Below are 24,853 nucleotides of genomic sequence, written 5' to 3' on the forward strand. Positions count from 1 at the left end.
CGTCGGCCGTGAGTCGACGCGGCGGACCAGGCCTCGTCGGCGGCGGAACTCTAGCATTGGGTCGGATGGAATCTCCCGCGTCGTTCCTCGCTCGTAACGCCGTCGAGGTGCTCCCGAAAGGGGCTCTCGAAGCGCGCCTGGCCGAGGGCCGGCCGCTGCGCGTGAAGCTCGGTCTGGACCCGACCGCGCCCGATCTGCATCTCGGCCACACGGTGGTCCTCCAGAAGCTCAGGGAATTCCAGGACCTCGGGCACACGGTGGTGCTGATCGTCGGCGACTACACGGCCCGGGTCGGCGATCCATCCGGGCGCTCCGCCACTCGGCCGGTGCTCTCGCCCGAGGAGATCGACGAGCACGCGCAGACCTATCTCGACCAGGCGACCAAGGTGCTGGCCGCCGACGAGCGGCTGGAGGTCCGCCGCAACAGCGAGTGGTTGGACATGCCGATGGAGGAGCTCTTCCGGCTCGTGAGGCGGGTGACCGTCGCCCAGATGCTCGAGCGCGACGACTTCTCCAAGCGCATGGCCGCCTCCGAGCCGATCTCGCTGTTGGAGATGCTCTATCCGGTCCTGCAGGGCTACGACTCGGTCGCGATCAATGCCGATGTCGAGCTCGGCGGCACCGACCAGACCTTCAACCTCTTCATGGGGCGCGCGCTGCAGACCTCATACGGGCAGCCACCCCAGGTGGTGCTGACCGTTCCGCTGCTCAACGGCACCGATGGCGAGCGCAAGATGTCGAAGTCCTACGGCAACCACATCGGGATCACCGAGCCGCCCGCGGACATGTACGGGAAGACGTTGAGCATCCCGGACGCGCAGCTCGGGTCCTGGTACGACCTCCTGATCGGGTCGCCGCCGCCGGCCGAGCTCGGTCCGCGCGACGCGAAGCGCGCGCTCGCGCGAGCGCTGGTGGCCCGGTTCTGGGGCGAGAACGAGGCGATGGCCGCCGAGGCCGGCTTCGATCGGATCCACATCGCGCACGACCTGCCCGAGGAGATCGACGAGTTCTCGTTCGCCGCCAACGGGGGCACGGTCCATCTGCCCGAGCTGATCGTGGGTGCGTTCGGGGGCTCGCGCTCGGACGCGCGGCGCATGCTCGCGCAAGGGGGAGTCAAGCTCGACGGCGAGCCCGTGCCCGCCGAGCCGCTCGATGTCCCGGCCGATTCCCTGGACGGTCGCGTGCTCCAGCTGGGCAAGCGTCGCTTCGCACGCCTGAAGGCCGCGTAGGAAAAAATCCGGAAACCTCTTGATGGAGGGATCCGTGCTGCTACTCTTCCGCGCCGTCGGGCAGCGAGAGGCGCTCCGCAGCCGCCAGGGACATTGATTCCCAGCGGGGATGCGCTAGACTGCAACGCCCGCCGGAGCAGCGCTCCGGGGGCAGATAGCTCGCAGAGGGGCTGCTAAGCTCCTCGCCCAGCACTGAAGCGCAGAGCACTGAGGAAACACCTCATGCTCCACAGGCGCAGCGGTCTTTGAAAACTCAACAGCATGCACATCCTTCGGCTCCTTGCCGATGGATTGTGTCCAGGTTTCGAGATGCCGGCCTGCTCTACCCGAGCACGGACCGGTACAAGGAATCCGCATTCGCGACTCTTACTTCTTCGAGTCGCGGTGCATTGTAGTGCCAGTAGTACTGAGCAGTAACCCTGTCAAGCGCCCGATCCACCGCATGTGTACTGGTGGGTCCTCGAGTGGCGTAAGACGCTCTTTGTGAAGTTCTTCACGGAGAGTTTGATCCTGGCTCAGGACGAACGCTGGCGGCGTGCTTAACACATGCAAGTGGAGCGACGAACCAGGGCTTGCCCTGGGGCAGAGCCGCGAACGGGTGAGTAACACGTGGGTAACCTACCCCGATGACCGGGACAACCCGAGGAAACTCGGGCTAATACCGGATGTTCTCGTTTCTCGTAAGGGAACCGAGTAAAGATAGCTTTGGCCTTCGCATCGGGACGGGCCCGCGGCCCATTAGCTTGTTGGTGAGGTAACGGCTTACCAAGGCGACGATGGGTAGCTGGTCTGAGAGGACGATCAGCCACACTGGGACTGAGACACGGCCCAGACTCCTACGGGAGGCAGCAGTGGGGAATCTTGCGCAATGGGCGAAAGCCTGACGCAGCAACGCCGCGTGGGGGAAGAAGGCCTTCGGGTTGTAAACCCCTTTCAGTTGGGACGAAGCTTCCAGAGTTAATAGCTTTGTGGAGTGACGGTACCTTCAGAAGAAGCCCCGGCTAACTACGTGCCAGCAGCCGCGGTAATACGTAGGGGGCTAGCGTTGTCCGGAATCATTGGGCGTAAAGCGCGTGTAGGCGGTCCGGTAAGTCCGCTGTGAAAGTCGGGGGCTCAACCCTCGGATGCCGGTGGATACTGTCGGGCTTGAGTACGGAAGAGGCGAGTGGAATTCCTGGTGTAGCGGTGAAATGCGCAGATATCAGGAGGAACACCAATTGCGAAGGCAGCTCGCTGGGACGTTACTGACGCTGAGACGCGAAAGCGTGGGGAGCAAACAGGATTAGATACCCTGGTAGTCCACGCTGTAAACGATGGGCACTAGGTGTGGGGGGTGTCGACTCCCTCCGTGCCGAAGCTAACGCATTAAGTGCCCCGCCTGGGGAGTACGGCCGCAAGGCTAAAACTCAAAGGAATTGACGGGGGCCCGCACAAGCAGCGGAGCATGTGGTTTAATTCGACGCAACGCGAAGAACCTTACCTGGGCTTGACATGTTCCTGACCGTCCTGGAAACAGGGCTTCCCTTCGGGGCAGGATCACAGGTGGTGCATGGCTGTCGTCAGCTCGTGTCGTGAGATGTTGGGTTAAGTCCCGCAACGAGCGCAACCCCCGTCGCATGTTGCCAGCATTTAGTTGGGGACTCATGCGAGACTGCCGGTGACAAACCGGAGGAAGGTGGGGATGACGTCAAGTCATCATGCCCCTTATGTCCAGGGCTACACACGTGCTACATTGGCGCGTACAGAGGGCTGCGATACCGCGAGGTGGAGCGAATCCCTTAAAGCGCGTCTCGGTTCGGATTGCAGGCTGAAACCCGCCTGCATGAAGGCGGAGTTGCTAGTAATCGCGGATCAGCATTGCCGCGGTGAATACGTTCCCGGGCCTTGTACACACCGCCCGTCACACCATGGAAGCAAGTAACACCCGAAGCCGGTGGCCTAACCCGCAAGGGAGGGAGCTGTCGAAGGTGGGACTCGTGACTGGGGTGAAGTCGTAACAAGGTAGCCGTACCGGAAGGTGCGGCTGGATCACCTCCTTTCTAGGGAAGCTCCAGGACTTGGAGCGCCGGCGAAGGCCAGGTGGGCATACCGTCCACCTCGAGCTCGACCCGGTACCTAATGTCGACCGAACCTGGCGCCCGATCAGCTTGCTGATGCGGGCGCATGCTGTTGAGTTTTGAGAGACCGAACACCCAGTCCGGGTGTGCGCCTCGCAGCGGACCTTGAAAACTGCACAATCATGCCAACGAAGCACCACCCGCAAGGGTGGTGTGAACGGGTATCACCACCTCGAATCCCGTAAGGATTCGAGTTGATCACCGTCAAGATAGGAAGGGCACACGGTGGATGCCTTGGCACCAGGAGTCGATGAAGGGCGTGAACGGCTGCGATAAGCCGCGGTGAGGCGCTGAATAGCCAGTGACCCGCGGATTCCCGAATGGGGAAACCCAACGCTGTTAGTACGGCGTTACCTCCCGCTGAATATATAGGCGGGTTGGGGGCAAGCCGGGGAACTGAAACATCTCAGTACCCGGAGGAAAGGAAATCAACCGAGACTCCCCGAGTAGTGGCGAGCGAAAGGGGATCAGCCCAAACCGGGCCGGTGTAAGCGCACACGCGTTGCCGGTTCGGGGTTGTAGGGCCTCTGTCCGAGAGGTGTGTCTCTCGGCGGGAGTTACAAAGCTAGTCGATAGCTGAAGCGCGTGGAACCGCGCACCACAGAGGGCAATCGTCCCGTAAGCGAAATCGAGCTAGTCTCCCGATGAGGTACCTGAGTAGGTCCGCACCCGTGAAACGCGGACTGAATCTGGGGGGACCACCCTCCAAGGCTAAGTACTCCCTGGTGACCGATAGCGGACAAGTACCGTGAGGGAAAGGTGAAAAGTACCCCGGAAGGGGAGTGAAATAGTACCTGAAACCGCGTGCCTACAAGCGGTCGGAGCAGGCTTGTCCTGTGACGGCGTGCTTTTTGCATAACGAGCCGGCGAGTTACTCGTCTGCGGCAAGGTTAAGCGATGAGCGGAGCCGAAGCGAAAGCGAGTCCGAATAGGGCGATTTAGTCGTAGGCGGTAGACCCGAAACTGAGCGAGCTACCCATGGGCAGGTTGAAGCGGGGGTAAGACCCCGTGGAGGACCGAACCGACCTAGGTTGAAAACTGGGCGGATGACCTGTGGGTCGGAGTGAAAGGCTAATCAAGCTCAGAGATATCTGGTTCTCTCCGAAATATATTTAGGTATAGCCTCGGATAAAGTCCGTGGCGGCCGTAGAGCACTGTTTGGTCTAGGGGCCCTACCAGGTTACCGAAATCAGGCAAACTCCGAAGACCGTCACGGTTACTCCGGGAGTCAGTTGCTGGGGGATAAACTTCAGCGTCAAGAGGGAAACAGCCCAGACCGACAGCTAAGGTCCCTAAGTTCTAGCTAAGTGGCAAACGATGTCCGGGTGCATAGACAACCAGGAGGTTGGCTTAGAGGCAGCCATCCTTGAAAGAGTGCGTAACAGCTCACTGGTCAAGTGTCCGGGCGCGGATAATGTAACGGGGCTCAAGCTAGACACCGAAGCTTCGGGTTCGACGTAAGTCGAGCGGTAGGAGAGCGTTCCCATGGCAGTGAAGCGGCGGGGGAACCCAGCCGTGGAGCCCTGGGAAGTGAGAATGCCGGCATGAGTAACGAAAGAGGGGTGAGAATCCCCTCCGCCGATTGCCCAAGGATTCCTGAGTAAAGTTCGTCTGCTCAGGGTTAGTCGGGACCTAAGGCGAGGCCGAAAGGCGTAGTCGATGGACAACAGGTTGATATTCCTGTACCACGTCGCACTCATTTGACTGATGGGGGGACGAGGAAGGCTATGGGAACCCAGGCGATGGTAGTCCTGGGTCAAGCATGTAGGGGTGGCTCATGATAAATGCGGAGCCGCATAACCTGAGGTGCGATGACAGCTGGCTTAAAGCCGGCGAGTCCCGGACGCCATGCCTCCGAGAAAAGCCTCTAGGGAGAGCGCACGTGCCCGTACCAAAACCGACACAGGTGGGCAAGTAGAGAATACTAAGGTGATCGAGATAACCATCGTTAAGGAACTCGGCAAAATCGCTCCGTAACTTCGGGATAAGGAGCGCCCCAGTAGGGTGAAGCACCTCGCGTGCGGAGCCTGAGAGGGCCGCAGTGAATAGGTTCAACCGACTGTTTACCAAAAACACAGGTCTCTGCTAAGTCGTAAGACGACGTATAGGGGCTGACGCCTGCCCGGTGCCGGAAGGTTACGTGGAGGTGTTAGGCGTATGCCGAAGCACTGAAACTAAGCCCCGGTAAACGGCGGCGGTAACTATAACCGTCCTAAGGTAGCGAAATTCCTTGTCGGGTAAGTTCCGACCTGCACGAATGGCGTAACGAGTTGAACGCTGTCTCAACGATGGGCTCGGTGAAATTGCAGTCTCGGTGAAGATGCCGAGTACCCGTGGCTAGACGGAAAGACCCCGTGAACCTTTACTACAACCTGGTATTGGAGTGCGGTGCATCTCGCTCAGGATAGGAGGGAGGCTTTGAAGCGCCGGCTGCGGCTGGCGTGGAGCCAACCTTGAGATACCTCCCTTGATGTATTGTGCTTCTAACACTGCGCCGTAATCCGGGCAGTGAACAGTGCCAGGCGGGTAGTTTGACTGGGGCGGTCGCCTCCCAAAATGTAACGGAGGCGCGCAAAGGTTCCCTCAGCACGGTTGGAAATCGTGCGTAGAGTGCAAAAGCAGCAAGGGAGCTTGACTGTGAGACCGACAGGTCGAGCAGGTGCGAAAGCAGGCTTTAGTGATCCGGCAGTAGCAAGTGGAAGTGCTGTCGCTCAACGGATAAAAGGTACTCCGGGGATAACAGGCTTATCGAGTCCAAGAGTCCACATCGACGACTCGGTTTGGCACCTCGATGTCGGCTCGTCGCATCCTGGGGCTGAAGTAGGTCCCAAGGGTTGGGCTGTTCGCCCATTAAAGCGGTACGCGAGCTGGGTTCAGAACGTCGTGAGACAGTTCGGTCCCTATCTGCCATGGGCGTTGGAGAATTGAAAGGATTCGTCCCTAGTACGAGAGGACCGGGATGAACGCACCTCTGGTGTATCTGTTGTCCTGCCAAGGGCACCGCAGGTTAGCTACGTGCGGACCAGATAACCGCTGAAGGCATCTAAGCGGGAAGCTGACCTTGAGATGAATTCTCCCACCTCCTCGAGAGGGTAAGACCCCTAGTAGACCACTAGGTTGATAGGCCGGATCTGGAAGGACAGTAATGTCCGCAGGAGACCGGTACTAATGGGTCGAGGGCTTGACGGATATATTTTCTTAGGTAGTGCCCGTTCGTTGGCGGGTTGTGCAGTTTTGAAGGCCCGCTGAGGCGTGGTCTTGACAAGTTTCCGGTGGCTATTGCGCGGGGGAAATACCTCTTCCCATTCCGAACAGAGCAGTCAAGCCCCGCAGCGCCGATGGTACTTGACCTGCAAGGGTCTGGGAGAGTAGGTCGCCGCCGGTCCTTCAATACGCTTAGAGCCGCCCCTGAGGCGGCTCTTCGTCGTTAATGCCCTTTCCGGACGTCACCACCGAGCGCCTGCAGCTGTCCCGCTGGTCTGCCGAGCTCCACACACCGGCGCTCGCGGCGCTGAACGCGTTGCCGGACACCGTCCGCTACCTGAACGAGGGCGTTCCGTACACGCCGGCGGAGTCCGCGGCACAGTCCGAACGCTTCTCGCGTCACTGGACGCTGCACGGCTTCGGCCTCTGGGCGGCGTCCTGCGGTCGACCGGCGAGACGATCGGCTTCGTGCGCGTCGCCCACCCACTGTGGTTCCCGGCCATGGCCCACGAGGTCGAAGTCGGCTGGCGCCTCCACCCAGCGTTCTGGGGCAACGGCTACGCGACCGAGGCGGCTCGAGCCGCCCTCACCGCGGCCTCCACCCACCTCGAGCTCTTGCGCATCATCGCGGTGATCGACCCGGCGAACACCCCGTCGACCGCCGTCGCGCGCCGCCTGGGCATGACCGTCGAAAGGACCCTCCCGCACCCCCAACGCCCAGGCGAGATCGACATCTACTCCACCACCCTCCCGTCTCGGCCATGAGATCCAGGACGGCCTGAAGGGCGCCGATGTCCTGACTCACCTCGAGCCCGAGGACCGCGTGCGCCCGCCCGACGCCCTCAAATGTGAGCGACGTCGGCGCCGGCGCGGCCGCCCTCGGCGCGCGAGGCCATGCGGCTGGCCCCGGCGGGGGTGTGACACGCCCGGTCTTGGGCGCGCGTCGGACGCCTCGGTGCGGTAGGTGACGGGGGCGGCCCCGCCCGCGGGTGACGCGCCCGCCTGCGTGTGGGGGATGACGCGACTGACGTCGGCGCGCGGGGGGGTGTGCTGCTGGTGTTTCGCTATGCGAGAGCGGAGCATCACACCCCCTTCGACGGCGGGGGTGTGTTGATCTACCGTCCTGTGGGGACAGTAGGGGATCACACCCCCAACGGATCGGCGTCCATGGTCGACGCCCCGTCAGAGCAGGTTGATCCCCGCGGCGAGGGTGACGCCGCCGTAGCCGTAGGACGCGCCGCTCCGCGCCCCCGCGCCGCACCGTGCCGCCGCACCGTGCCGCCGCGCCGCTCGGCCGCCCCGCGCCGCCGCGCCGCTCGGCTGCCCGTGCCGCCGCCCCGTGCCGCCGCCCCGCTTGGCCGCCCCGCGCCGCCGCCCCGTGCCGCCGCACCGTGCCGCCGCGCCGCTCGGCCGCCCCGCGCCGCCGCCCCGCTCGGCCGCCCCGCGCCGCCGCGCCGCTCAGGCCGCCCCGCGCCGCCGCCCCGTGCCGCCGCCCCGTCCCGCCGCGCCGCTTGCCCGTCCCGCGCCGCTTCGCCGCTCCGCTAGGCCGTGCCGTTCGGCGCGACGCTTCGCCGTCCCGCTCCGCGCTGTCCCGCCGTGGCTCGGGCCGCTCACGCTCACGCCGCGCCCGCTGCGTGGCTCGGCGCTGTGCGCGGCCGGCCCGGCTCGCGCTGCGGCACTGCTGTCCCCGCACCTCCTCGCCGCCCCGTCGACGGCGGCTCGCGCCGCGCTGGCTCGGGCGGCGCCCGCCCCCGGCTCTCGGCGCCGGTTCGCGCTGCGCGCCGCCATCCCGCACCACGCCGCGCCGCGCCCCCGCGAGGCGCGTTGGCGCCCGCGCCCCCGGCTCTCGGCGCCGGTTCGCGCTGCGCGCCGCCATCCCGCACCACGCCGCGCCGCGCCCCCGCGAGGCGCGTTGGCGCCTACCCCTTAACGCCGAAAGGGCGGCCCGAAGGCCGCCCTCTCACTTGCGTCGGAGCGGTAGTTACTTGACGGTCACGAGCTTTGTCTTCGCGGGCGCGATCTTGGCGCCGGCCACGCCCACGGGCGTGACGGTGACGCGGTACTTGCCCTTGGCGAGTGCGGTCACGGCTGTCCACTTGGAGTGTGCGAGGGTCGCGCGGAGTGCCTTGCTGGTGCGTGCGCCGTTCACCGTTGCGATCGTCACCTTCACGGAAGTGACGCACGGTGAGCTCGCGCCGGTCACGGTCAGGCGGCGCTTGGTCACCGTCGCGGCAGCGATGGTTGCCGAAGCGGTCGTGCAACTCGCGGTCGGGGAAGACGTGGGCGCGGATGCGGACGCGACGCTGACGGGCGCCGCCTGCGGCGCTTCTGGCGCGGGCGGGGTGGTCGGGGCGACGTCGGCGAGCTTGTCGGTGTAGACGGTCGGGCCGCTGACGGCCTCCTGGAAGCGCACGTCGGAGAGCTGGATCGACCCGGTGGCCGGCATGCCCGCGCCGCCGAACTTGAACTCGATCTTGCGGACGTTGGCGAGGTCGACGCCCTGGGCGGCGAAGTCGCCGAGCGGGACGCGGATCTGGTTGAGGACCTCGTGCACGCGGGTCGTGGTGGACCCGGTGGTCTGGTGCAGCGCGGTGCCGTAGCGCGGTGACGCGGCGGCGACGGATCCGATCTTGCCGTTCTTGTCGGTCAGCTCGATCGAGAAGTTCTGGGTCGTCAGGCCCGGGTTCCAGATCGCGTCGGTGCCGCGGGACGGGTTGCGCGGGTCGAAGAAGTTCACCGCGGCCCCCAATGAGAGGGCCTTGAAGCCGGTCACGTTGCCCGAGGCAGCCGGGATGCGGGTGCCGATCGACGCCGGCTGGTCCCACGCGAGCGCGAGCTGGAGGCCGTAGGAATGGTTGACTGGCGCGTTCTCACGCGTCCCGCTCTGGCCGCCCAGCGCCGAGGCGGCGGGGAGCGGGCAGCCCTTCGTCGCGGTCGGCAGCCCGGCGAGACCGATCTGCGACGGCGCGAAGTGGGTCGGCTCCGGGTTGCACCAGTCGAAGCCGCCGGCCGTCGTCGCCGGGACCGGGGTGATGCCGCCCGTCGCCAGGTAGGGGTTCGAGAAGCCCGAGCCCGTGATGGCGGTCCCGACGGCGCTCACTTCGAGCGGGTTGTCGGTCTCGGGGCGCAGGATGTCGCGGCGCTCGGCCGGGGCCGGGAAGTAGGACGTCAGCACGCGATCGAAGCATGGGATGCGGGTGCCGCTGACGGAGGTCGGGCAGGCCGAGGCGGGCACCTGCGGCGTCGTGCCGTCGGCGCTGATCTCGCCGGTCATGTACGGGTCGAAGGCGACGTCACCACCCACGTAGCGGCGGAAGAACGCGGACATCATCGCGAGGCCGATCTTCTCCTGGTCGCCCATCAGCGCCGGGTCGCCGGAGCCGCGGGTGGTGAGGTCATAGGCCCCACCGGAGAGACGGATGTTGTTCGGCTGGCTGGTGCCGCACGCGACGTCGGTGCCGGTCGCGTCATCGCCGTCGGCGAACCAGACCGTGTTGAACCAGTTGTGATTCGCGCCGAGCACCGACATCTGGATGCGCGGGAACGGGTCGCTGGGCTGGATGTACTGGCTGCGCTCGAACAGGCGGGCGCCCTGGAGGTTCGTGACGTCGCCCTCGCAGTAGCCGAACATCGTCATGTAGGGCACGCCATACGGGGCGCGACGCTCGTAGTCGACCGGAGCGAGCGCGATCACGCCGCGCAGGTTGTACTTGCGCCCGGGTGCGGGCCGCGTGCGGTTGTAGTCGATGAAGCTCGAGACCGCGTCACCGCCGCGCGAGTGGCCCATCAGGCCGACACGCGAGAAGTCCAGCTTGCCGACGAGCGCGGCGCCGAGGTTGTTGTCGGCGTTGGCCGGCATCGGCGCCTGGTTGGCGGCGTAGAGCGCGTCGAGCGCCGCCGCCATCAGGATGCGCCGCTGGTGCATGCCCTTGCCCTGCGCGTTGTCCTGGTAGTAGATGAGCTGGTCCTGGTCGAGCGACATGACCGTGTAGCCCCAGGTCGCGAGGTTCTCGCCCAGATAGGCGTAGCCGCGGTCGTTGCGCTTGAACGCGGTGCAGTTCGGTGCCGAGCCGGAGTCGCAGCTGCCGTGGTTGCCATGCACGAGCAGGATCACCGGGGAACCGGTGGCCCGGTTGGCGGGGTAGTAGATCGACCCGCGCACCTGGACCGTGGCGGCAGCCGCCGGCCCGGTGGTCGCGCCGCCCGCGGCGTTGGGCTCCTGCAGGCCGGTCGTGCCCATCAGGACCGGATCGACGGTCGTGGCCGTGTACGGCCCGCGGGCGAGCGGGTCCGGTGGGGCGGCGAGCGCCGTGGCGGGCGCGATCACGACGAGCGCGAGCGCCAGGGCGAAGACCTTCTTCAAGCAGGCAGGGGTCACCAGTTCTCCGTGCGATCGGTTCAGATGTGCGTCCGTGCTCGCACGGCGACGACCGTGCGCGGCGAGGCGGCGAGATCGTATGTCCCGCCGGTCCTCCATTTGTTGGACCGGCGGTAGAAAGGTGATGGGTCAACGACCGACCGATTTCACATAACGGACCGCCCCTTCCGCCACATAGATTGCGGCCCGCTCCGCCACGCGGGGGCGGCCACTGACGGCCAACGCTGCGCGGCTCTTCCTCACGTCACAAAGGTCGACTCGTTCACATGAACCCACTCCGCGCCGTGGTGGCCGCCGCAGTGCTCGCGGCGATCGCCCCGTCCACCGCCTTCGCGTCGACCTGGACGGTCGATGACGACAAGGCGGACTGCCCGAACGCCCGCTTCACCTCGATCCAGGCGGCGGTCGACCAGGCGGCGCCGTGGGACACGGTCGTCATCTGCGCGGGCACCTACATCGAGTCCTCGACGCCGACCAGCGGCAACAACTCGCCCAGCCAGGCGGGCTCGAAGAACGGCCTCACCATCACCAAGCCGCTCACGCTGAAGGGCGCGGGCGCGAACAAGGTGACGATCAAGCCGGCGAGCGCGCTTGCGGGAACCGCTCCCTACCTGCGCGACGGCGGCGGCAACGTCGTCACGATCTCGCGCCAGTCGCTCGGCTCGACCGACGACAACGAGAACTTCGTCGACATCTCCGGCGTGACGATCGACTCCGGCGGCGTGCCCGCCGAGGCGCTGGTGGCCTTCTTCAACACGTCCGGCCGGATCGCCAACAGCGTCCTCGGCACGGTCACGCCCGCCGGCCCGTACGGCTACGGCCTGATCATGACCAACTCGCTGCAGGGGGCGTCGGAGGCCGGGGTCCGCCGTCAGGTCACGCTCGAGAAGAGCGTCCTCAGCGCCGGCGGGATCTTCTTCGACGACGCCCGCGGCGCCGACGGCACGGCCACCACGACGGCCCGTTCCGGCATCACCGCCTACGGGAACATCGTCGGCTCGCGCGTCGCCGGCCCGGTCACGTACACGTACGGGCAGCGGGGCCTCATCTCGGGCTCCGAGCTCGCGGGCGCGCTCACGCTGACCGACGCCGAACTCGGCCCTGACCCGTCGAACCCCGCCGTGCGGGCGTTCTCCGTCACCGGCTCGTCGCTGGCCTCGCTCGCCAACTCCGGCACCGGCACCGCGCTGGCGACCGGCAACTGGTGGGGCGCAGCCGGCCCCACGACGACCGGGCTCGTGGACGCCGGCTCGCCGCTGGCCGCCGCGCCCGCGTCGTTGAGCGTGCCGGCGCCGACGCTCGACGCCCTCCCGACCGGCACGATCGTCGACCCCGTCGGCCCGACCGTCGTCCCCTACGGCGAGACGATCTACCCCGTGGTGGTCGCGGGAGACGACTTCGGCGTGAAGTCGGTCTCGCTGACCGCGAACGGCGCGCCGGTCGCGAGCATCGGCCACACGCCGTACGAGTTCACCTGGACGCCGGCCTACGGCGACATCGGCGACACGGTCGTGCTGGCGGCGAAGATCACCGACTCGAGCGGGCAGACCAGCGTCGTCTCGACCGAGGTCAAGGTCCCGGCGATCACGACCGACGCTCCCGGCACCGTGACCGGCGCCGTCCCGGCGACGCTCGCTCTGACGGTCGGCGCGCCCGCCTCCTTCGGCGCGTTCACGCCCGGCATCGCGAAGACGTACACGGCGACGACGACCGCGAACGTGGTCTCGACCGCCGGCGACGCCGTCCTGAGCGTCGTCGACCCGAGCGCGACCGCGCCCGGCCACCTGGTCAACGGCGCCTTCGTGCTCCCGTCCGCGCTGCAGGCCCGCGCCCGCAACGCCGCCAACACCGGCACCGCGTTCAACACCGTGAGCGGCTCGCCGCTGAACCTGCTCGCCTGGTCGGCGCCGATCTCCAACGACGCCGTGACCCTCGAGTTCGCCCAGCCGGTCGCCGCCAACGACGCCCTGCGCACGGGCACCTACGCCAAGACGCTCACGTTCACGTTGTCGACGACGACGCCATAGAGCTTGCTCGCACCGCCGCCGCTGCCGGCGGCGGCGGTGTGGGCGAGGCCCGCGCGGAATGAGGGCGCGCGGGCGCAACGCGGTGCCGCGGAGGGCGCCCGCGCCAGGGGTACGGCGCGGGCAGGGGAACCACGGCACCACCGGTCGCGCGATGAGCAACCGCGCCCCACCGCCACGGGTCCAGCGGCAGGGGCGAGAGCGCGCGACCACCGCGGCGAGGGGGCCGCGGGGGGAAGGACGCCGCGAGACGAGTGGATCACGCGGCGGGCTGGGGTCGCGCGGCACGAGAGGCCGCGCGGCACCGACCCCTCCGAGCCCGGCCGGCCTGAAGGGGCGCGGGGCGGCGCGGCGCGGTCGCGTGAATCCGCGCGTGGCGGCGGCGCGGCGCGGTCGCCTGGCGCGGCGGCGTGAGTCCGCGCGTGGCGGCGGCGCGGGGCGGCACGGCCGCGAGTGGCGAGGGGTCGCGTGTGCGCGGCGGGCCGGGCGGCGCGGCGGCGCGGGGCGGCACGGCCGCCAGTGGCGAGGGGTTGCGCGTGCGCGGCGGGCGCGCGGCGCGGCGGCGAGAACTCGTGCGCGGCGGCGCGGCGCGGCGGCGCGGCGCGGCGGCGCGGGGCGGCGGCGTGACCCGAACGCGGGCGGCGCGGGGCGGCACGGCCGCCAGTGGCGAGGAGTTGCGCGTGCGCGGCGGGCGGCGTGGCGCGGGCGGCGTGACCCGAACGCGGCGGCGGCGCGGCGCGGCGCGGCGCGGCGGCGCGGCGGCGGGTTAACGCACTCGAGCCGCGCTGTGCCGCCGCGGCTCGAGAGGATTTGGAGTTGTCCGCGGCCCGGCCGGATCGATCAGACCTCCCAGTGCTGATCGCCGGCGGGCGCGGGGGTCAGGTCTTGCGGGCCGGGCGATGAACCGGCGTGGTGCAGACCTGGGGCCGGGGCGCGACCATCCCTGTGCGACGCCGCCGGTGACGACGATGATCCAGTTGCCGGCGATGCGGGTGTCCGGAAGTGGGGGCGGGCGGGGGCGTGCGAAGTGCCCTCGCGGGAGTTGCCTCACCCAGCGTTACGAACTCCAGGGCCGTGTCCATGGCCCCGCGCATCAACGCTCGAAGCGAGCGCTTGTTCTGGTGGCGGTCGGTCATCGAAGGGAACATGTGTTCGCAAGGCTACGGGGGTCGTCGGACGGAAAACAACGCAACGTCCGGGAACTCGAAGCCGCAATTTCCGGATCCCACGGCGCAGGGCCAAATCGGGTCTCCGGGCTTGCAATCGTTCTTGCATCGGTCTCGAAATAGGCTCCCGGCATGCTCCATGTACGCGTCGTGAGCCCGCCCGACCGGGCCGACCGGGTCCATGCGCTCCTGTGCGCGACGCCGTCGGCGATCGACGTGATCCGGGTCGAGAACGCTTCCACGCGGCCGAACGGCGACCTGATCATGTGCGACGTCGCGCCCGAGGACGCGAGCGTGATCATCTCCCAGCTGCGCGAGCTCGGACTCGACAGGGACGGGTCGATCTCGATGAGCCCGGTCGACACGATCTCCGACTACGCCGAGGCCGCGCTGGCACACGCGCCCGGCTCGCCCGCCGATGCCGTGGTCTGGGAGCAGCTCGACCAGCGCACGAGCGAGAGCGTCGAGCTCTCCGGCGTCTTCCTGATCTACATGATCCTGGCCGCGATCATCGCCGCGATCGGGATCTTCCTCGACAGCGAGATCCTGGTCGTCGGGGCGATGGTCGTCGGTCCCGAGTTCGGTCCCGTCGCGGGCCTGTGCGTCGCGCTGGTCCAGGTGCGCCCCACCCTCGCCAAGCGCTCGGCCGCGGCGCTCGGCATCGGCTTCCCGCTGGCGATCTCGGCCACGGTCGTCGCCACGCTGCTGTTCGACGCGATGGACCTGGTGCCCGACGACTTCGACGTCCAGTCCCACCAGCTCGCCAGCAGCATCTCCAAACCCGACGCCTTCGCTTTCATCGTCGCGGTCTGCGCGGGCGCCGCCGGCATGCTCAGCCTGAGCACCGCCAAGTCCGGCGCCCTGATCGGCGTGCTGATCAGCGTCACGACGATCCCGGCGGCAGCCAACATCGGCATCGCCGCGGCGTTCGGCAACTGGCACACGGCCGCCGGCTCGACCGGCCAGCTCGCGGTCAACCTCGCGGGCATCCTCGTCGCCGGGACGCTCACGCTCTATATCCAGCGCATGCTCTATCAGCGGCGCAAGCGCCGTCACGCCCCCGGCTAGCGCTTCTGCTGCCAGAACGCGAGCTCTCCGCCCACCGGCGTCGACACCACCGCCCGCCATCCCGCGGGCCCCTCGCGCGGCTCCAGCAGCAGCCGGGCGCCAAGGGCGACAGCGTGCGACGTCGCCGCGCCCACGTCGTCCACCTGGACGTAGGGCAACCAGAGCGCCCGGTGCGGCGTGACGCTCTCGACGATCCCGCCGCCGAGCTGCCGGCCCATGTCGAGGGCGAGGTATGAGCCGTGGCGGGTGTCGACCCGGTCCGGCTTCCACCCGCACAGCTCGCCGTAGAGATCGCGAGCGGACGGGAGGTCGTTGGTGTGCAGCTCGAGGTGCACGACGGGGGCCTGCGGTGGCGCGGACATGATCACCGCTAGAGACCACCGGGACCGGGAGAACTCATCGGTCGCCCCTGGTAACAATGTCGAGGTGGCCATCTCGATGAGTGAAGACCGTCTGCTGGAGGCCGCGCGTGGGGGAGACGAGTCCGCGTTCGCCGGGCTGCTGAAGCCCTATGAGCGCGAGCTCCACGCCCACTGCTACCGGATGCTCGGCTCGATGTTCGACGCCGACGACGCCCTCCAAGAGGCGGAGCTGCGCGCCTGGAAGGCGCTCAGGCGCTTCGAGAAGCGGAGCAGCCTGCGCAGCTGGCTGTACACGATCGCCACGAACACCTGCCTGACGCAGATCCAACGACGCCCGAAGCGCGTGCTGCCGATCGACTACGGCCCCGCGACCGAGCCGCTCACCGGTCCGAGCCAGCCGATCACCGAGACCGTCTGGATCGAGCCGTACCCGGACGCCGAGCTCGAGGACGGCCTGCTCGGCCCCGAGGCCCGCTACGAGCAGCGCGAATCGGTCGAGCTCGCCTTCATCGCCGCCCTCCAGCACCTTCCCGCCACGCAGCGCGCGGTGCTGATCCTCAGGGAGGTCCTGGGCTTCTCGGCCAAGGAGGTCGCGGAAGCCCTCGAGAGCACTGTCGCATCCGTCAACTCCGCACTTCAGCGCGCCCGCGCCTCGATCGAGGAGCGCGTCGGCGACCAGTCACAGCAGAAGACGCTCAGGGCACTCGGCGACGAGGAGATCGAGACCATCGTCAAGACCTTCGTCGACGCGTGGGAACGCAACGACGTCGAGGCGGTGGTCTCGATGCTCACCGAGGACGCCGCGATCAGCATGCCGCCGCTGGCGAGCTGGTTCGGCCCGAAGCCGGAGTTCGAGGACTTCCTGCGCCGCTACCCGATGTCGGGCCAGATCCGCTGGAAGATGGTCATCACGACCGCCAACGGGCAGCCGGCGTTCGGCGCCTACGCCTGGGACGACGACCAACAGGCATACCTCGCGTTCGCCCTCAACGTGCTCACCTTCGAGGGGAACAAGATCCGCGACGAGATCGCCTTCGCGGTCAAGGCCATCGACGCCGAGGCGGACGAGACCTACCACCGGTGGGACACCGAGGGCACCGACGCCACCCGGCTCAAGAACACGTTCCAGCGTTTCGGTTTGCCTGAACGAATCTAAGTCTCATCGCCTGACCACTCCTCGGCCTTCACCACGTAGGGCTTGCCGCCGAGCACCTCGGCGAGCTCGTCGTCGAGCCGGTCGGCCGCGCCGGCGATCTCGTACAGCGCGTTGACGAGCTCACCCGCCTGCAGCGTCTCGCCGAGCAGGTCGTAACGGGCGATCAGGATGCCGTCGCGGTAGGTGAACTTCACGAAGAAGAACGACCGGTTGAGGTCGTTGAGCATGTTCAGCGCCTGCGCGGCGCCCGCGCTGGCGGGATCGATGTCCTGCAGCACGGGCGAGTGCACGGTGAGGACGACGCTGTCGTCCTGCCACTCGTTGAAGTCGATGAAGACGGCGGCGGACCCGAACAGCAGGCGGTGGGTCCGGCCGTCCGCGGACATCTGGTAGCGCAGTCCCTCGCGCACCAGGATGCCGGTCACCTGCTCGATGCTCGCGTCGACGTCCATCGGCACCAATGATGCCGAAATACCCGCTACCGGGTCCCGAGCGTGGACCAGACCTCGATCTTGGTCCGGATCCGCTCCACGACGGCGTCGGTGAACTCCGACGTCGTCGCGTGGCCGCCGAGATCGAACGTCTTGATGCCGTTGGCGGTCGCCTCGAGCACCGACTCGTAGACCGCGCGGGACGCCCGCTCGGCGCCCGCGTAGCCCTTGGTCCCGGCGTAGGACAGCACCGAGCCGCAGGCCAGCAGCATCGCCATCGGGTTCGCGAGGTTCTTGCCCATCAGCGACGGCGCCGTGCCGTGCGGGGCCTCGGCCATCGCGACGTGGACGCTGTACTCCTCGTCGAAGCTCAGCAGGACCGACTCGGCGCCCGCGATCGAGCCGAACATCGGCATCACGAGATCGGAGAGACAGTCCCCGTCTCGATTCAGTGCGGGAATGACCAATGGTGAGTCGGCGGCGCCGGAGATCAGGCCGGCGTACAGCGCGTCGATCAGCACCGGCTGGTACTCGACGGACGGATGCCGCGCGGCGGCGGCGTCCATCTCCTCCTTGAGCATGCCCTCGTACACCGGCGAGACGGTCCACTTCGGACCGCCGTAGACCTTCGCACCGATCCGTCCGGCGGTGCGGAAGGAGTACTCAGAGACCGCGCGGCAGGTGGCGCGCGTGATCTTCTGGGTCAGGTAGGCGATCTCGTCGTCGCCCGAGCCCTCGCGCCACTGCTTGGCGCCGTAGGCGTCGTCGACGGCCATGCGCACGACGGAGATCGGGTGATAGATGCCGGAGACGGGGCCGACGACGCCCGGGATCCGCCGCCCGGTGCGCACGATCACCTTGCCGTCGACCTCCTCGCGCAGGATGCGGTTGGGAGAGCCGACGTCGTCCTTGCCCTCGGGCGTGATCGTCGCGGCCTTCAGGCCGAAGCCCGCCGCCTTCATCGCGCGCGCGGCCTCGTGGACGATCTCGTTGCCCGTCTCGCGCCGCTTCTCCAACGAGAGGTCGAAGTACTCGAGCTCGAGCGGGATTCCCAGCAGGTCGGCGTCGAGCACCCGCACGGACTGCTCGAGCAGTTCCTGGCCGGTCTCGTCGCCTTCGAGGACGATGATCTTGAGGGTGTCCGCCATGGCGGCAGCCAGAGTAGCCGTCAGGCGGCTTCGGAGCCCGACAGGCCGAGCTCGGCGGCGTGCGGCTCCAGAGCCGCGACGACGAACGCGACGTGCTCGTCGAAATCCACGCCCAACCCCTCGGCGCCCTCGCGCAGGGCGTCACGGTCGACGGCCGCCGCGAACGCCGGCGACTTCATCTTCTTCTTGACCGACTTGGGCGTGAGGCCCTCGATCCCCTGCGGGCGGACGTACGCGCACGCCATCACGAACCCGCTCAGCTCGTCGACGGCGAAGAGCGTCTTCTCCATCGGGGTGTCGCGCGAGACCTCGAGGTAGTCGGCGTGCGAGGCGACCGCGCGGACCATGTCCTCGGGGAAGCCGAGCCGTTCCATCTCGGCCAGCGCGTGACGCGGGTGGCCGGTGTGCAGATCGGGGTAGCGCTCGTAGTCGAGGTCGTGGAGCATCCCGACCATCCCCCAGCGCTCCGGATCGGAGCCGAACTTCTCCGCATAGGCGCGCATGCAGGCCTCCACGGCCAGCACGTGCCGCCGCAGGCTCTCAGACGCCGTCCACTCGCAGAACAGCGTCCATGCCTCGTCACGCGTCATGGGCAGGGACATCGAGTCGGTAGCCTAGCCGCCGCCCTTATGGAGAAGTTCGTGATCGAAGGCGGCGTGCCCCTCTCGGGCACCGTCGTGCCCGCCGGGAACAAGAACGCCGCGCTGCCGCTGCTCGCGTGCGCGCTGCTCACCGAGGAGCGGGTGACCCTGCACAACGTGCCGCGGATTCGCGACACGGAGGCGCTGCTCGACCTGCTCGCCGACCTCGGCGTGGAGATCGACCGGCCCCAGCCCAACACCGTCGTCCTGTGCGCCGCCAACGTGCACAAGACGGAAGTCGACGCCGCACTGGCGGAGCGCATCCGCGCCTCGTTCCTCGCCGCCGGCCCGCTTCTGGCGCGCTTCGGCGCGGCCACGATGCCGCCGCCCGGCGGCGACGTGATCGGCCGCCGAAGGCTCGACCCGCACCTCGACGCCTTCCGCGCGCTCGGCGCGACGGTCGAACACGGGACCGACATCGTCATCAAGGCCCCCGACGGCGGCCTGCGCCCGTGCGACTTCCTGATGGACGAGCCGTCCGTGATGGGTACGGAGAACGCGCTGATGGCGGCCGCCGCCACCGCCGGCTCGACGATCATCCGCAACGCCGCGTGCGAGCCGCACGTCCAGGACGTCGCCCGGATGCTCAACAAGATGGGCGCGGCGATCGAGGGCATCGGCTCGAACGTGATGTCCGTCCACGGCGTCGCCCAGCTGGGCGGCTGCGAGCACACGGTCTCCCCGGACCACATCGAGATCGCGTCGTTCATGGCCCTCGCGGGCGTGACCGGCGGCGAGCTGCGGATCAGCGGCTGCGTGGCCGAGGACCTGCGGATGATCCGGATGGTCTTCCGCCGCCTCGGGCTGGACTCGTGGATGGAGGAGGACGGCACGTGCTTCGTCCGCGGCGGCCAGGAGCTGAAGGTCGCCCGCGACGCCGGCGACTACCAGTCCAAGGTCGAGGACGGCCCGTGGCCCGCGTTCCCGGCCGACCTGACGTCGATCGCCGTCGCGCTCGCCACCCAGTCCGAGGGCAGCGTGCTGATCTTCGAGAAGATGTTCGAGAACCGCCTGTTCTTCGTGGACAAGCTGATCTCGATGGGGGCGGAGATCACGATCTGCGACCCGCACCGCGCGATCATCATCGGCCCGCGCCAGCTGCGCGGCGCCCGGGTCTCGTCGCCTGACATCCGTGCCGGCATGGCGATGCTGATCGCCGCCGTCTGCGCGCAGGGCACGAGCGAGATCCACAACGTGCGCGACATCGACCGCGGCTACGAGCGCATCGACGAGCGCCTGAAGGCGCTGGGCGCGCGGATCGAGCGCGTCCCGGCATGATTCATCCGATCCCGTCGGGGACGCGCGACGTCCTGCCGGACGAGCTCGCCGAGCTCCGCGTGATCAGCGACGGGATGCGGTCGGTCTTCGATGCGCGCGGGTACGGCGAGGTCGCGACGCCCGCGCTCGAGTACGAGGAGGTGCTGACGCGCGGCGACCAGGCCGCCGCCGACCCCGCGTACCGCCTCTTCGACGAGCACGGCAACGTGCTCGTCCTGCGGTCGGACATGACGATCCCGATCGCCCGGGTCGTCGCCACCCGCTACCCCACCGCGCCGACGCCGCTGCGCTTCTACTACCTCCAGCACGCCTACCGGGCCGTGCGCCAGCACCGGGGGCAGCCGCGCGAGATCCTCCAGGCGGGGATCGAGCTGGTGGGCGCGCCCGGGCCGGAAGGGACGGCCGAGGCGGTCTCGGTGCTCTGCGCCGCGCTCGATGCCGCGGGCCTGAACTCCTACAAGGTCGGCCTGGGGGACGCGTCGCTGTTCGGCCGTGCGCTCGACCGCGACGGGGTGCCGAAAGAGGCGCAGCCGCTGATCCTCAACGAGCTCGCGACCCGCGACCTCGTCGGCCTCGGGCGAGAGCTCGGGCGGGTGGGCGCGAGCGACCTCCTCGACCTCGCGCGGACCCGCGGCGACGTGACGGTCCTAGAGGGCGTGCCGGAGGCCGAGACGCTCGAGGCCTTGTATGCGGGCCTCTCCGACGACGTCAAGGAGCGGGTGATCTTCGACCTGGGCCTCGTGCGGACGCTCGGCTACTACACGGGCCCGGTCTTCGAGGTCTACGACGCCGCCTTCGGCTCGCCGCTCGGCGGCGGCGGGCGCTACGACGACCTGCTCGGCCGCTTCGGCCGCGAGCTGCCCGCCTGTGGCTGGGCGCTCGACGTCGAGCGCGTCCATGCCGCCCGCCTTCAGGAGCGGCGATGAGGATCGCCGTGCCCCGCGGGGCGATGTTCAAGGAGACGCTGGACCTGCTCGACACGCTCGGGATCGACACGAGCGAGGTGCGCGCCAACGACCGCAAGCTGCTCTTCGAGGACGCCGGGATCATCACGATGCGGCCGTCGGACGTCCCGACCTACGTCGAAGCGGGCGCCGCCGACCTCGGCATCACGGGCAAGGACGTGCTGGCCGAGCAGGGCGGACGCGGCGTGTATGAGCTGCACGACCTCGGCTTCGGGCCGTGCACGATGGTCTTCGCGACGGTCGAGGGGGAGGACCCCGCCGCTGAGGCGCTGCGCCGCCTCGGCGTGATGCGGATCGCGACCAAGTACGCCCGGATCGCCCACAACTACTTCGAGCGCACCGGCCGCCAGGTCGAGATCGTCGAGGTCAAGGGCTCGGTCGAGCTCGCGCCGCTGACCGGCATGGTCGACGGGATCGTCGATCTCACCGCGACCGGCACGACCCTGCGCGAGAACGGCCTCGTCGTGCGCGAGGAGATCATGGGCTCGACCGCCCGCCTGATCGCCAACCCGGTCTCCTACCGCGTCAAGGCGGCGGAGATCGACGCCGTGCTGGAGAAGCTCGGTGCGCGCTGAGCACGCGCCGCACGTGGCCGCGCAGATCCGCGCGGCGGTGCCCGCGGGCGCGTCGGTGGCCGAGGACGTCGCGGCGATCATCGCGGCCGTGCGCGAGCGGGGCGACGACGCGGTGCGCGAGTACGAAACGCGGTTCGGCACGAACTTAAACGGGTCTGACCCCTTTAAGTTGGGGGAGGTCGAGCTCGACGCGGCGCTCGACGCGCTCGACCCCGCGGTGCGCAAGGGCCTGGAGGTCGCCATCCACAACGTCCGCGCGGTCGCGCAGGCGGGCCTCGACGAGGACCGGCGGGTGGATCTGCCCGAGGGGCAGACCGTCACACTGCGGGAGATCCCGGTGAGAAGGGCCGCGGTCTACGCGCCGTCCGGGCGTCACCCCTATCCGAGCACCGTCGTCATGGGCGCGATCACGGCCAAGGCGGCGGGCGTCGACGAGGTCGTCCTCGCCACCGCGCCACACCCCGTGATCCTCGCGGCGGCCAGGCTCTGCGAGGTCGACGCCGTCTACGCGATCACCGGCGCTCAGGCCGTCGCCGCGCTCGCGTACGGGACCGAGTCGATCGAGCGCGTGGACGTGATCGTCGGCCCCGGCTCCCTTTGGGTCCAGGAGGCCAAGCGCCAGGTCGCGCACACCGTCGGCATCGACGGCTTCGCCGGACCCTCCGACCTGACCGTGATCGCCACCGAGGGCGCGGACGTGGAGGCGCTCAAGCTCGACCTGCAGGCCCAGGCCGAGCACGGCGAGGGCTCGCTGACCGTGGCGATCGCCACCGACGCCGAGATCCTCGAGCAGCTCGAGGCGTCCAGCAAGGTCCTCGCGTACGACCTGGAGGCCGCGCTCGCGCTGGCCGAGGCGCTCGCCCCCGAGCACCTGCAGCTCGCCGGCGACGAGGCCGAGCGACTCGCCCCACGCGTCCGCAGCGCCGGCTGCGTGTTCGTCGGCAACGCCGCCGGGACCGCGTTCGGCGACTACGTCGCGGGTTCGAACCACACGCTTCCGACCGAAGGCGCCGCCCGCTTCGCCTCCGGCCTCAACGTGCGCCACTTCCGGCGCCGGATGGCCGAGGTCCGCCTCCACGACGCCGCGCCCGCACTCGCGGCGGCCGGCGTGCCGATCGCCGAGGCCGAAGGCTTCGAGGCGCACGCCGCCAGCATGAGGCTGCGTCAGAATCGATGACCGTGACCCGCACCGCCACGCTCAGCCGCAAGACCGGCGAGACCGACGTCGCCCTGACGCTCGGCCTGTCCGGAAGCGGCGCCGGCACCCGTGAGACGGGGGTCGGCTTCTTCGATCACATGCTCGACCTGCTCGCCCGCCACGGGAAGCTGGACCTCGACGTCAAGGTCACCGGCGACCTCCAGACCGGCTCGCACCACACGGTCGAGGACACGGGGATCGTGCTCGGGCAGGCGCTCGACCAGGCGCTCGGCGACCGCAAGGGGATCGTCCGCTACGGTCACGCCGTGGTCCCGATGGACGAGGCGCGCGCCGCGGTCGCGCTCGACATCTCCGGCCGCCCGTACGCGCTGATCGAGGGCTTCGACCGCCTGCCCGCGGGGCACATCAACGGCTTCGAGTACGAGGCGGCGGAAGAGTTCTTCCGCGCGCTGGCGTCCTCCGCCCGCCTGACCCTGCACGTCCACCTCCAGGCGGGAACGAACGCGCACCACATGATCGAGGCGTGCTTCAAGGCCCTGGCCCGCGCGCTGCGCATCGCGGTCAGCATCGATCCCGAGGAGACCGGCGTGCCGTCGACCAAGGGGACGCTGACGTGATCGCGATCGCCGACTACGGGATGGGCAACCGCCGCAGCGTCGAGAAGGCGCTGGCGCACGTGGGGGCCGAGAGCACGATCACCACCGACGTCAGCGACGCGTCCGCGATCATCCTGCCCGGCGTGGGTGCCTTCCCGGAGGCGATGCGCCACCTCGAGCGCAGCGGCCTGGGCGAGCAGCTCAAGGAACGGGCGCAGGCGGGGGTCCCGCTGCTCGGCATCTGCCTCGGCATGCAGCTGCTGTTCGAGTCCTCGACCGAGCACGAGGGCGCCGAGGGCCTCGGCATCCTGCCCGGCACGGTGACGCGCCTCGAGAGCCCGCGGCTCCCGCACATCGGCTGGAACCTCGTCACCTTCGAGCGCGACAGCGCGCTGACCGAGGGCCTGGGCGACGCCGCCGCCTTCTACCACGTGCACTCCTTCGCCTGCCGCCCCGCCGACGCCACGGACGTCGTCGGCACGAGCGAGTACGGCGAGCGCTTCGTCTCCGTCGTCGAGCGCGACAACGTCATGGCCAGCCAGTTCCACCCTGAGAAGTCGTCCCGCGACGGGCTGCGCATGCTGCGCAACTTCGCCCAGCTCGCGGCGGTCGCGGTCGCATGATCCTCTATCCCGCGATCGACATCATGAACGGCCAGGCGGTGCGCCTGGTCGAGGGCGTCTTCGAGGACGCCACCACGTATCACGCCGACCCGCTCGACGCTGCCCAGTCCTGGGTGGACGCGGGCGCGCGCTTCCTGCACGTCGTCGACCTCGACGGCGCCCGCTCCGGCGAGCCGAAGTCGCTCGACCACCTCAAGCGGATCGTCGCCGCGACCGGCATCCCGATCCAGTACGGGGGCGGCCTGCGGACCGTCGACGCCGTCCGTGACGCCCTGCGCGCCGGCGCCGAGCGCGCGATCGTCGGTACCGCCGCCTTCAAGGACATCGACTTCCTCGACGACATCATCGCCCAGTTCGGGCCGCGGATCGTCGTCGCCGTCGACACCAAGAACGGCATGATCGCCACCGAGGGCTGGACGCAGACGACCGAGCTGCCGGTGGTCGAGGCGATCAAGCGACTGACCGGCCGCGGCGTGCGCTCCTTCGTCTTCACCGACGTGTCGCGCGACGGCAAGCTCACCGGCCCTGACCTCGAGGCGGTCAAGCAGGTCGCACAGGCCGTCCGCGGGCGCTTCATCTACAGCGGCGGGATCGGCTCGCTCGAGCACCTGCGCGCGCTCGCCAGGCTGCGCCAGGTGAACATGGCGGGCGTGATCGCCGGCAAGTCGCTGTATGAGAAGAAGTTCACCGTGGCCGAGGGTCAGGCCGCGCTCGACGGGGCCTGAGCGTGCAC

Annotated in this window: 18 protein-coding genes and 3 rRNA genes; 16 read left to right on the plus strand and 5 right to left on the minus strand. The window is 68.6% G+C overall.

What is annotated here, in order from left to right:
- Nucleotides 1–65: 65 nt before the first annotated feature.
- The 5 genes from tyrS (at nucleotide 66) to G569_RS64630 (ending at nucleotide 7,315) form a co-directional block, all read left to right on the plus strand.
- Entirely contained in the window at nucleotides 66–1,229 is a 1,164-nt protein-coding gene (gene tyrS / locus G569_RS0116925) for a tyrosine--tRNA ligase (RefSeq protein WP_028064281.1), read from the plus strand.
- Between the two features lie 492 nt (nucleotides 1,230–1,721).
- Nucleotides 1,722–3,268: ribosomal RNA gene (locus G569_RS0116930) — 16S ribosomal RNA — on the plus strand.
- 280 nt (nucleotides 3,269–3,548) lie between these two features.
- Nucleotides 3,549–6,535 (plus strand): 23S ribosomal RNA (locus tag G569_RS0116935).
- Nucleotides 6,536–6,614: 79 nt separating this feature from the next.
- A 5S ribosomal RNA gene (rrf, locus tag G569_RS0116940) occupies nucleotides 6,615–6,731 on the plus strand.
- Together the 16S, 23S and 5S rRNA genes form the textbook arrangement of a ribosomal RNA operon.
- Before the next feature lie 257 nt (nucleotides 6,732–6,988).
- Complete coding sequence (locus tag G569_RS64630) at nucleotides 6,989–7,315, plus strand: GNAT family N-acetyltransferase (RefSeq protein WP_306765065.1); 327 nt, start codon at nucleotides 6,989–6,991, stop codon at nucleotides 7,313–7,315.
- Between the two features lie 1,216 nt (nucleotides 7,316–8,531).
- Here G569_RS64630 and G569_RS49185 read toward each other — a convergent pair.
- Nucleotides 8,532–10,913, minus strand: a complete 2,382-nt coding sequence (locus tag G569_RS49185) for an alpha/beta hydrolase (RefSeq protein ID WP_053226496.1) — start codon at nucleotides 10,911–10,913, stop codon at nucleotides 8,532–8,534.
- A 281-nt stretch (nucleotides 10,914–11,194) separates the two neighbouring features.
- Between G569_RS49185 and G569_RS49190 the strand changes: the two genes are divergently transcribed.
- From G569_RS49190 to G569_RS0116965, 3 genes are all read left to right on the plus strand, one after another.
- Nucleotides 11,195–12,955, plus strand: coding sequence for an Ig-like domain-containing protein (locus G569_RS49190; protein ID WP_028064282.1), 1,761 nt, complete (start codon nucleotides 11,195–11,197; stop codon nucleotides 12,953–12,955).
- A gap of 407 nt (nucleotides 12,956–13,362) precedes the next feature.
- Nucleotides 13,363–13,722: a hypothetical protein gene (locus G569_RS0116960; RefSeq protein WP_157592104.1), complete on the plus strand. Its 360-nt coding sequence runs from the start codon at nucleotides 13,363–13,365 to the stop codon at nucleotides 13,720–13,722.
- A 528-nt stretch (nucleotides 13,723–14,250) separates the two neighbouring features.
- Nucleotides 14,251–15,186, plus strand: a complete 936-nt coding sequence (locus G569_RS0116965) for a DUF389 domain-containing protein (RefSeq protein WP_028064284.1) — start codon at nucleotides 14,251–14,253, stop codon at nucleotides 15,184–15,186.
- On the opposite strand, the gene G569_RS0116970 is transcribed toward G569_RS0116965, so the two are convergent.
- Nucleotides 15,183–15,548, minus strand: a complete 366-nt coding sequence (locus G569_RS0116970) for a VOC family protein (protein ID WP_037497340.1) — start codon at nucleotides 15,546–15,548, stop codon at nucleotides 15,183–15,185. The genes G569_RS0116965 and G569_RS0116970 overlap by 4 nt on opposite strands.
- Nucleotides 15,549–15,624: 76 nt before the next feature.
- Between G569_RS0116970 and G569_RS49195 the strand changes: the two genes are divergently transcribed.
- A complete protein-coding gene (locus tag G569_RS49195; RefSeq protein WP_084285118.1) occupies nucleotides 15,625–16,704 on the plus strand; it encodes a sigma-70 family RNA polymerase sigma factor in 1,080 nt (359 codons plus the stop codon).
- Here G569_RS49195 and G569_RS0116980 read toward each other — a convergent pair.
- The 3 genes from G569_RS0116980 to G569_RS0116990 are packed head-to-tail and all read right to left on the minus strand — an operon-like array spanning nucleotide 16,701 to nucleotide 18,885.
- Nucleotides 16,701–17,156, minus strand: a complete 456-nt coding sequence (locus tag G569_RS0116980; RefSeq protein WP_037497233.1) for a T3SS (YopN, CesT) and YbjN peptide-binding chaperone 1 — start codon at nucleotides 17,154–17,156, stop codon at nucleotides 16,701–16,703. The genes G569_RS49195 and G569_RS0116980 overlap by 4 nt on opposite strands.
- A gap of 26 nt (nucleotides 17,157–17,182) precedes the next feature.
- Nucleotides 17,183–18,283, minus strand: a complete 1,101-nt coding sequence (locus G569_RS0116985) for an isocitrate/isopropylmalate family dehydrogenase (RefSeq protein WP_028064287.1) — start codon at nucleotides 18,281–18,283, stop codon at nucleotides 17,183–17,185.
- A 20-nt stretch (nucleotides 18,284–18,303) separates the two neighbouring features.
- Nucleotides 18,304–18,885 carry an HDIG domain-containing metalloprotein gene (locus tag G569_RS0116990; RefSeq protein ID WP_028064288.1) on the minus strand — a complete coding sequence of 194 codons (582 nt, stop codon included), beginning with the start codon at nucleotides 18,883–18,885 and terminating at the stop codon, nucleotides 18,304–18,306.
- A 27-nt stretch (nucleotides 18,886–18,912) separates the two neighbouring features.
- Here G569_RS0116990 and murA point away from each other — a divergent pair, with 27 nt between their 5' ends.
- From murA to hisA, 7 genes are read left to right on the plus strand one after another with little or no spacing between them, the layout of a single operon-like run.
- Nucleotides 18,913–20,202, plus strand: coding sequence for a UDP-N-acetylglucosamine 1-carboxyvinyltransferase (gene murA / locus G569_RS0116995; protein ID WP_028064289.1), 1,290 nt, complete (start codon nucleotides 18,913–18,915; stop codon nucleotides 20,200–20,202).
- Nucleotides 20,199–21,128, plus strand: coding sequence for an ATP phosphoribosyltransferase regulatory subunit (locus G569_RS49200; protein ID WP_053226497.1), 930 nt, complete (start codon nucleotides 20,199–20,201; stop codon nucleotides 21,126–21,128). The genes murA and G569_RS49200 overlap by 4 nt, the downstream gene beginning before the upstream one ends.
- The gene (gene hisG, locus G569_RS0117005; RefSeq protein ID WP_028064290.1) at nucleotides 21,125–21,742 is read left to right on the plus strand and encodes an ATP phosphoribosyltransferase; all 618 of its coding nucleotides are present in this window, start codon (nucleotides 21,125–21,127) and stop codon (nucleotides 21,740–21,742) included. Before G569_RS49200 ends, hisG begins: the two co-directional genes overlap by 4 nt.
- Entirely contained in the window at nucleotides 21,732–22,919 is a 1,188-nt protein-coding gene (locus G569_RS0117010; RefSeq protein ID WP_028064291.1) for a histidinol dehydrogenase, read from the plus strand. The genes hisG and G569_RS0117010 overlap by 11 nt, the downstream gene beginning before the upstream one ends.
- Nucleotides 22,916–23,518 carry an imidazoleglycerol-phosphate dehydratase HisB gene (hisB, locus tag G569_RS0117015; RefSeq protein WP_028064292.1) on the plus strand — a complete coding sequence of 201 codons (603 nt, stop codon included), beginning with the start codon at nucleotides 22,916–22,918 and terminating at the stop codon, nucleotides 23,516–23,518. Before G569_RS0117010 ends, hisB begins: the two co-directional genes overlap by 4 nt.
- Nucleotides 23,515–24,120, plus strand: coding sequence for an imidazole glycerol phosphate synthase subunit HisH (hisH, locus tag G569_RS0117020; protein ID WP_028064293.1), 606 nt, complete (start codon nucleotides 23,515–23,517; stop codon nucleotides 24,118–24,120). Before hisB ends, hisH begins: the two co-directional genes overlap by 4 nt.
- Nucleotides 24,117–24,845: a 1-(5-phosphoribosyl)-5-[(5-phosphoribosylamino)methylideneamino]imidazole-4-carboxamide isomerase gene (gene hisA, locus G569_RS0117025; protein ID WP_028064294.1), complete on the plus strand. Its 729-nt coding sequence runs from the start codon at nucleotides 24,117–24,119 to the stop codon at nucleotides 24,843–24,845. The genes hisH and hisA overlap by 4 nt, the downstream gene beginning before the upstream one ends.
- The last annotated feature ends 8 nt before the right edge of the window (nucleotides 24,846–24,853 follow it).

Source organism: Solirubrobacter soli DSM 22325 (assembly GCF_000423665.1).
Lineage (GTDB): Bacteria > Actinomycetota > Thermoleophilia > Solirubrobacterales > Solirubrobacteraceae > Solirubrobacter > Solirubrobacter soli.

What these genes read in the sequence shown, in the direction of transcription:
- G569_RS0116980 (WP_037497233.1), bottom strand. Translation starts at nt 17,156, where the DNA reads ATGGACGTCGACGCGAGCATCGAGCAGGTGACCGGCATCCTGGTGCGC.
- G569_RS0116970 (WP_037497340.1), bottom strand. Translation starts at nt 15,548, where the DNA reads ATGTCCGCGCCACCGCAGGCCCCCGTCGTGCACCTCGAGCTGCACACC.
- G569_RS49200 (WP_053226497.1), top strand. Translation starts at nt 20,199, where the DNA reads ATGATTCATCCGATCCCGTCGGGGACGCGCGACGTCCTGCCGGACGAG.
- hisA (WP_028064294.1), top strand. Translation starts at nt 24,117, where the DNA reads ATGATCCTCTATCCCGCGATCGACATCATGAACGGCCAGGCGGTGCGC.
- hisB (WP_028064292.1), top strand. Translation starts at nt 22,916, where the DNA reads ATGACCGTGACCCGCACCGCCACGCTCAGCCGCAAGACCGGCGAGACC.
- G569_RS0116965 (WP_028064284.1), top strand. Translation starts at nt 14,251, where the DNA reads ATGCTCCATGTACGCGTCGTGAGCCCGCCCGACCGGGCCGACCGGGTC.
- tyrS (WP_028064281.1), top strand. Translation starts at nt 66, where the DNA reads ATGGAATCTCCCGCGTCGTTCCTCGCTCGTAACGCCGTCGAGGTGCTC.
- G569_RS49190 (WP_028064282.1), top strand. Translation starts at nt 11,195, where the DNA reads ATGAACCCACTCCGCGCCGTGGTGGCCGCCGCAGTGCTCGCGGCGATC.
- G569_RS49195 (WP_084285118.1), top strand. Translation starts at nt 15,625, where the DNA reads ATGAGTGAAGACCGTCTGCTGGAGGCCGCGCGTGGGGGAGACGAGTCC.
- murA (WP_028064289.1), top strand. Translation starts at nt 18,913, where the DNA reads ATGGAGAAGTTCGTGATCGAAGGCGGCGTGCCCCTCTCGGGCACCGTC.
- G569_RS0116985 (WP_028064287.1), bottom strand. Translation starts at nt 18,283, where the DNA reads ATGGCGGACACCCTCAAGATCATCGTCCTCGAAGGCGACGAGACCGGC.
- hisG (WP_028064290.1), top strand. Translation starts at nt 21,125, where the DNA reads ATGAGGATCGCCGTGCCCCGCGGGGCGATGTTCAAGGAGACGCTGGAC.
- G569_RS0116990 (WP_028064288.1), bottom strand. Translation starts at nt 18,885, where the DNA reads ATGTCCCTGCCCATGACGCGTGACGAGGCATGGACGCTGTTCTGCGAG.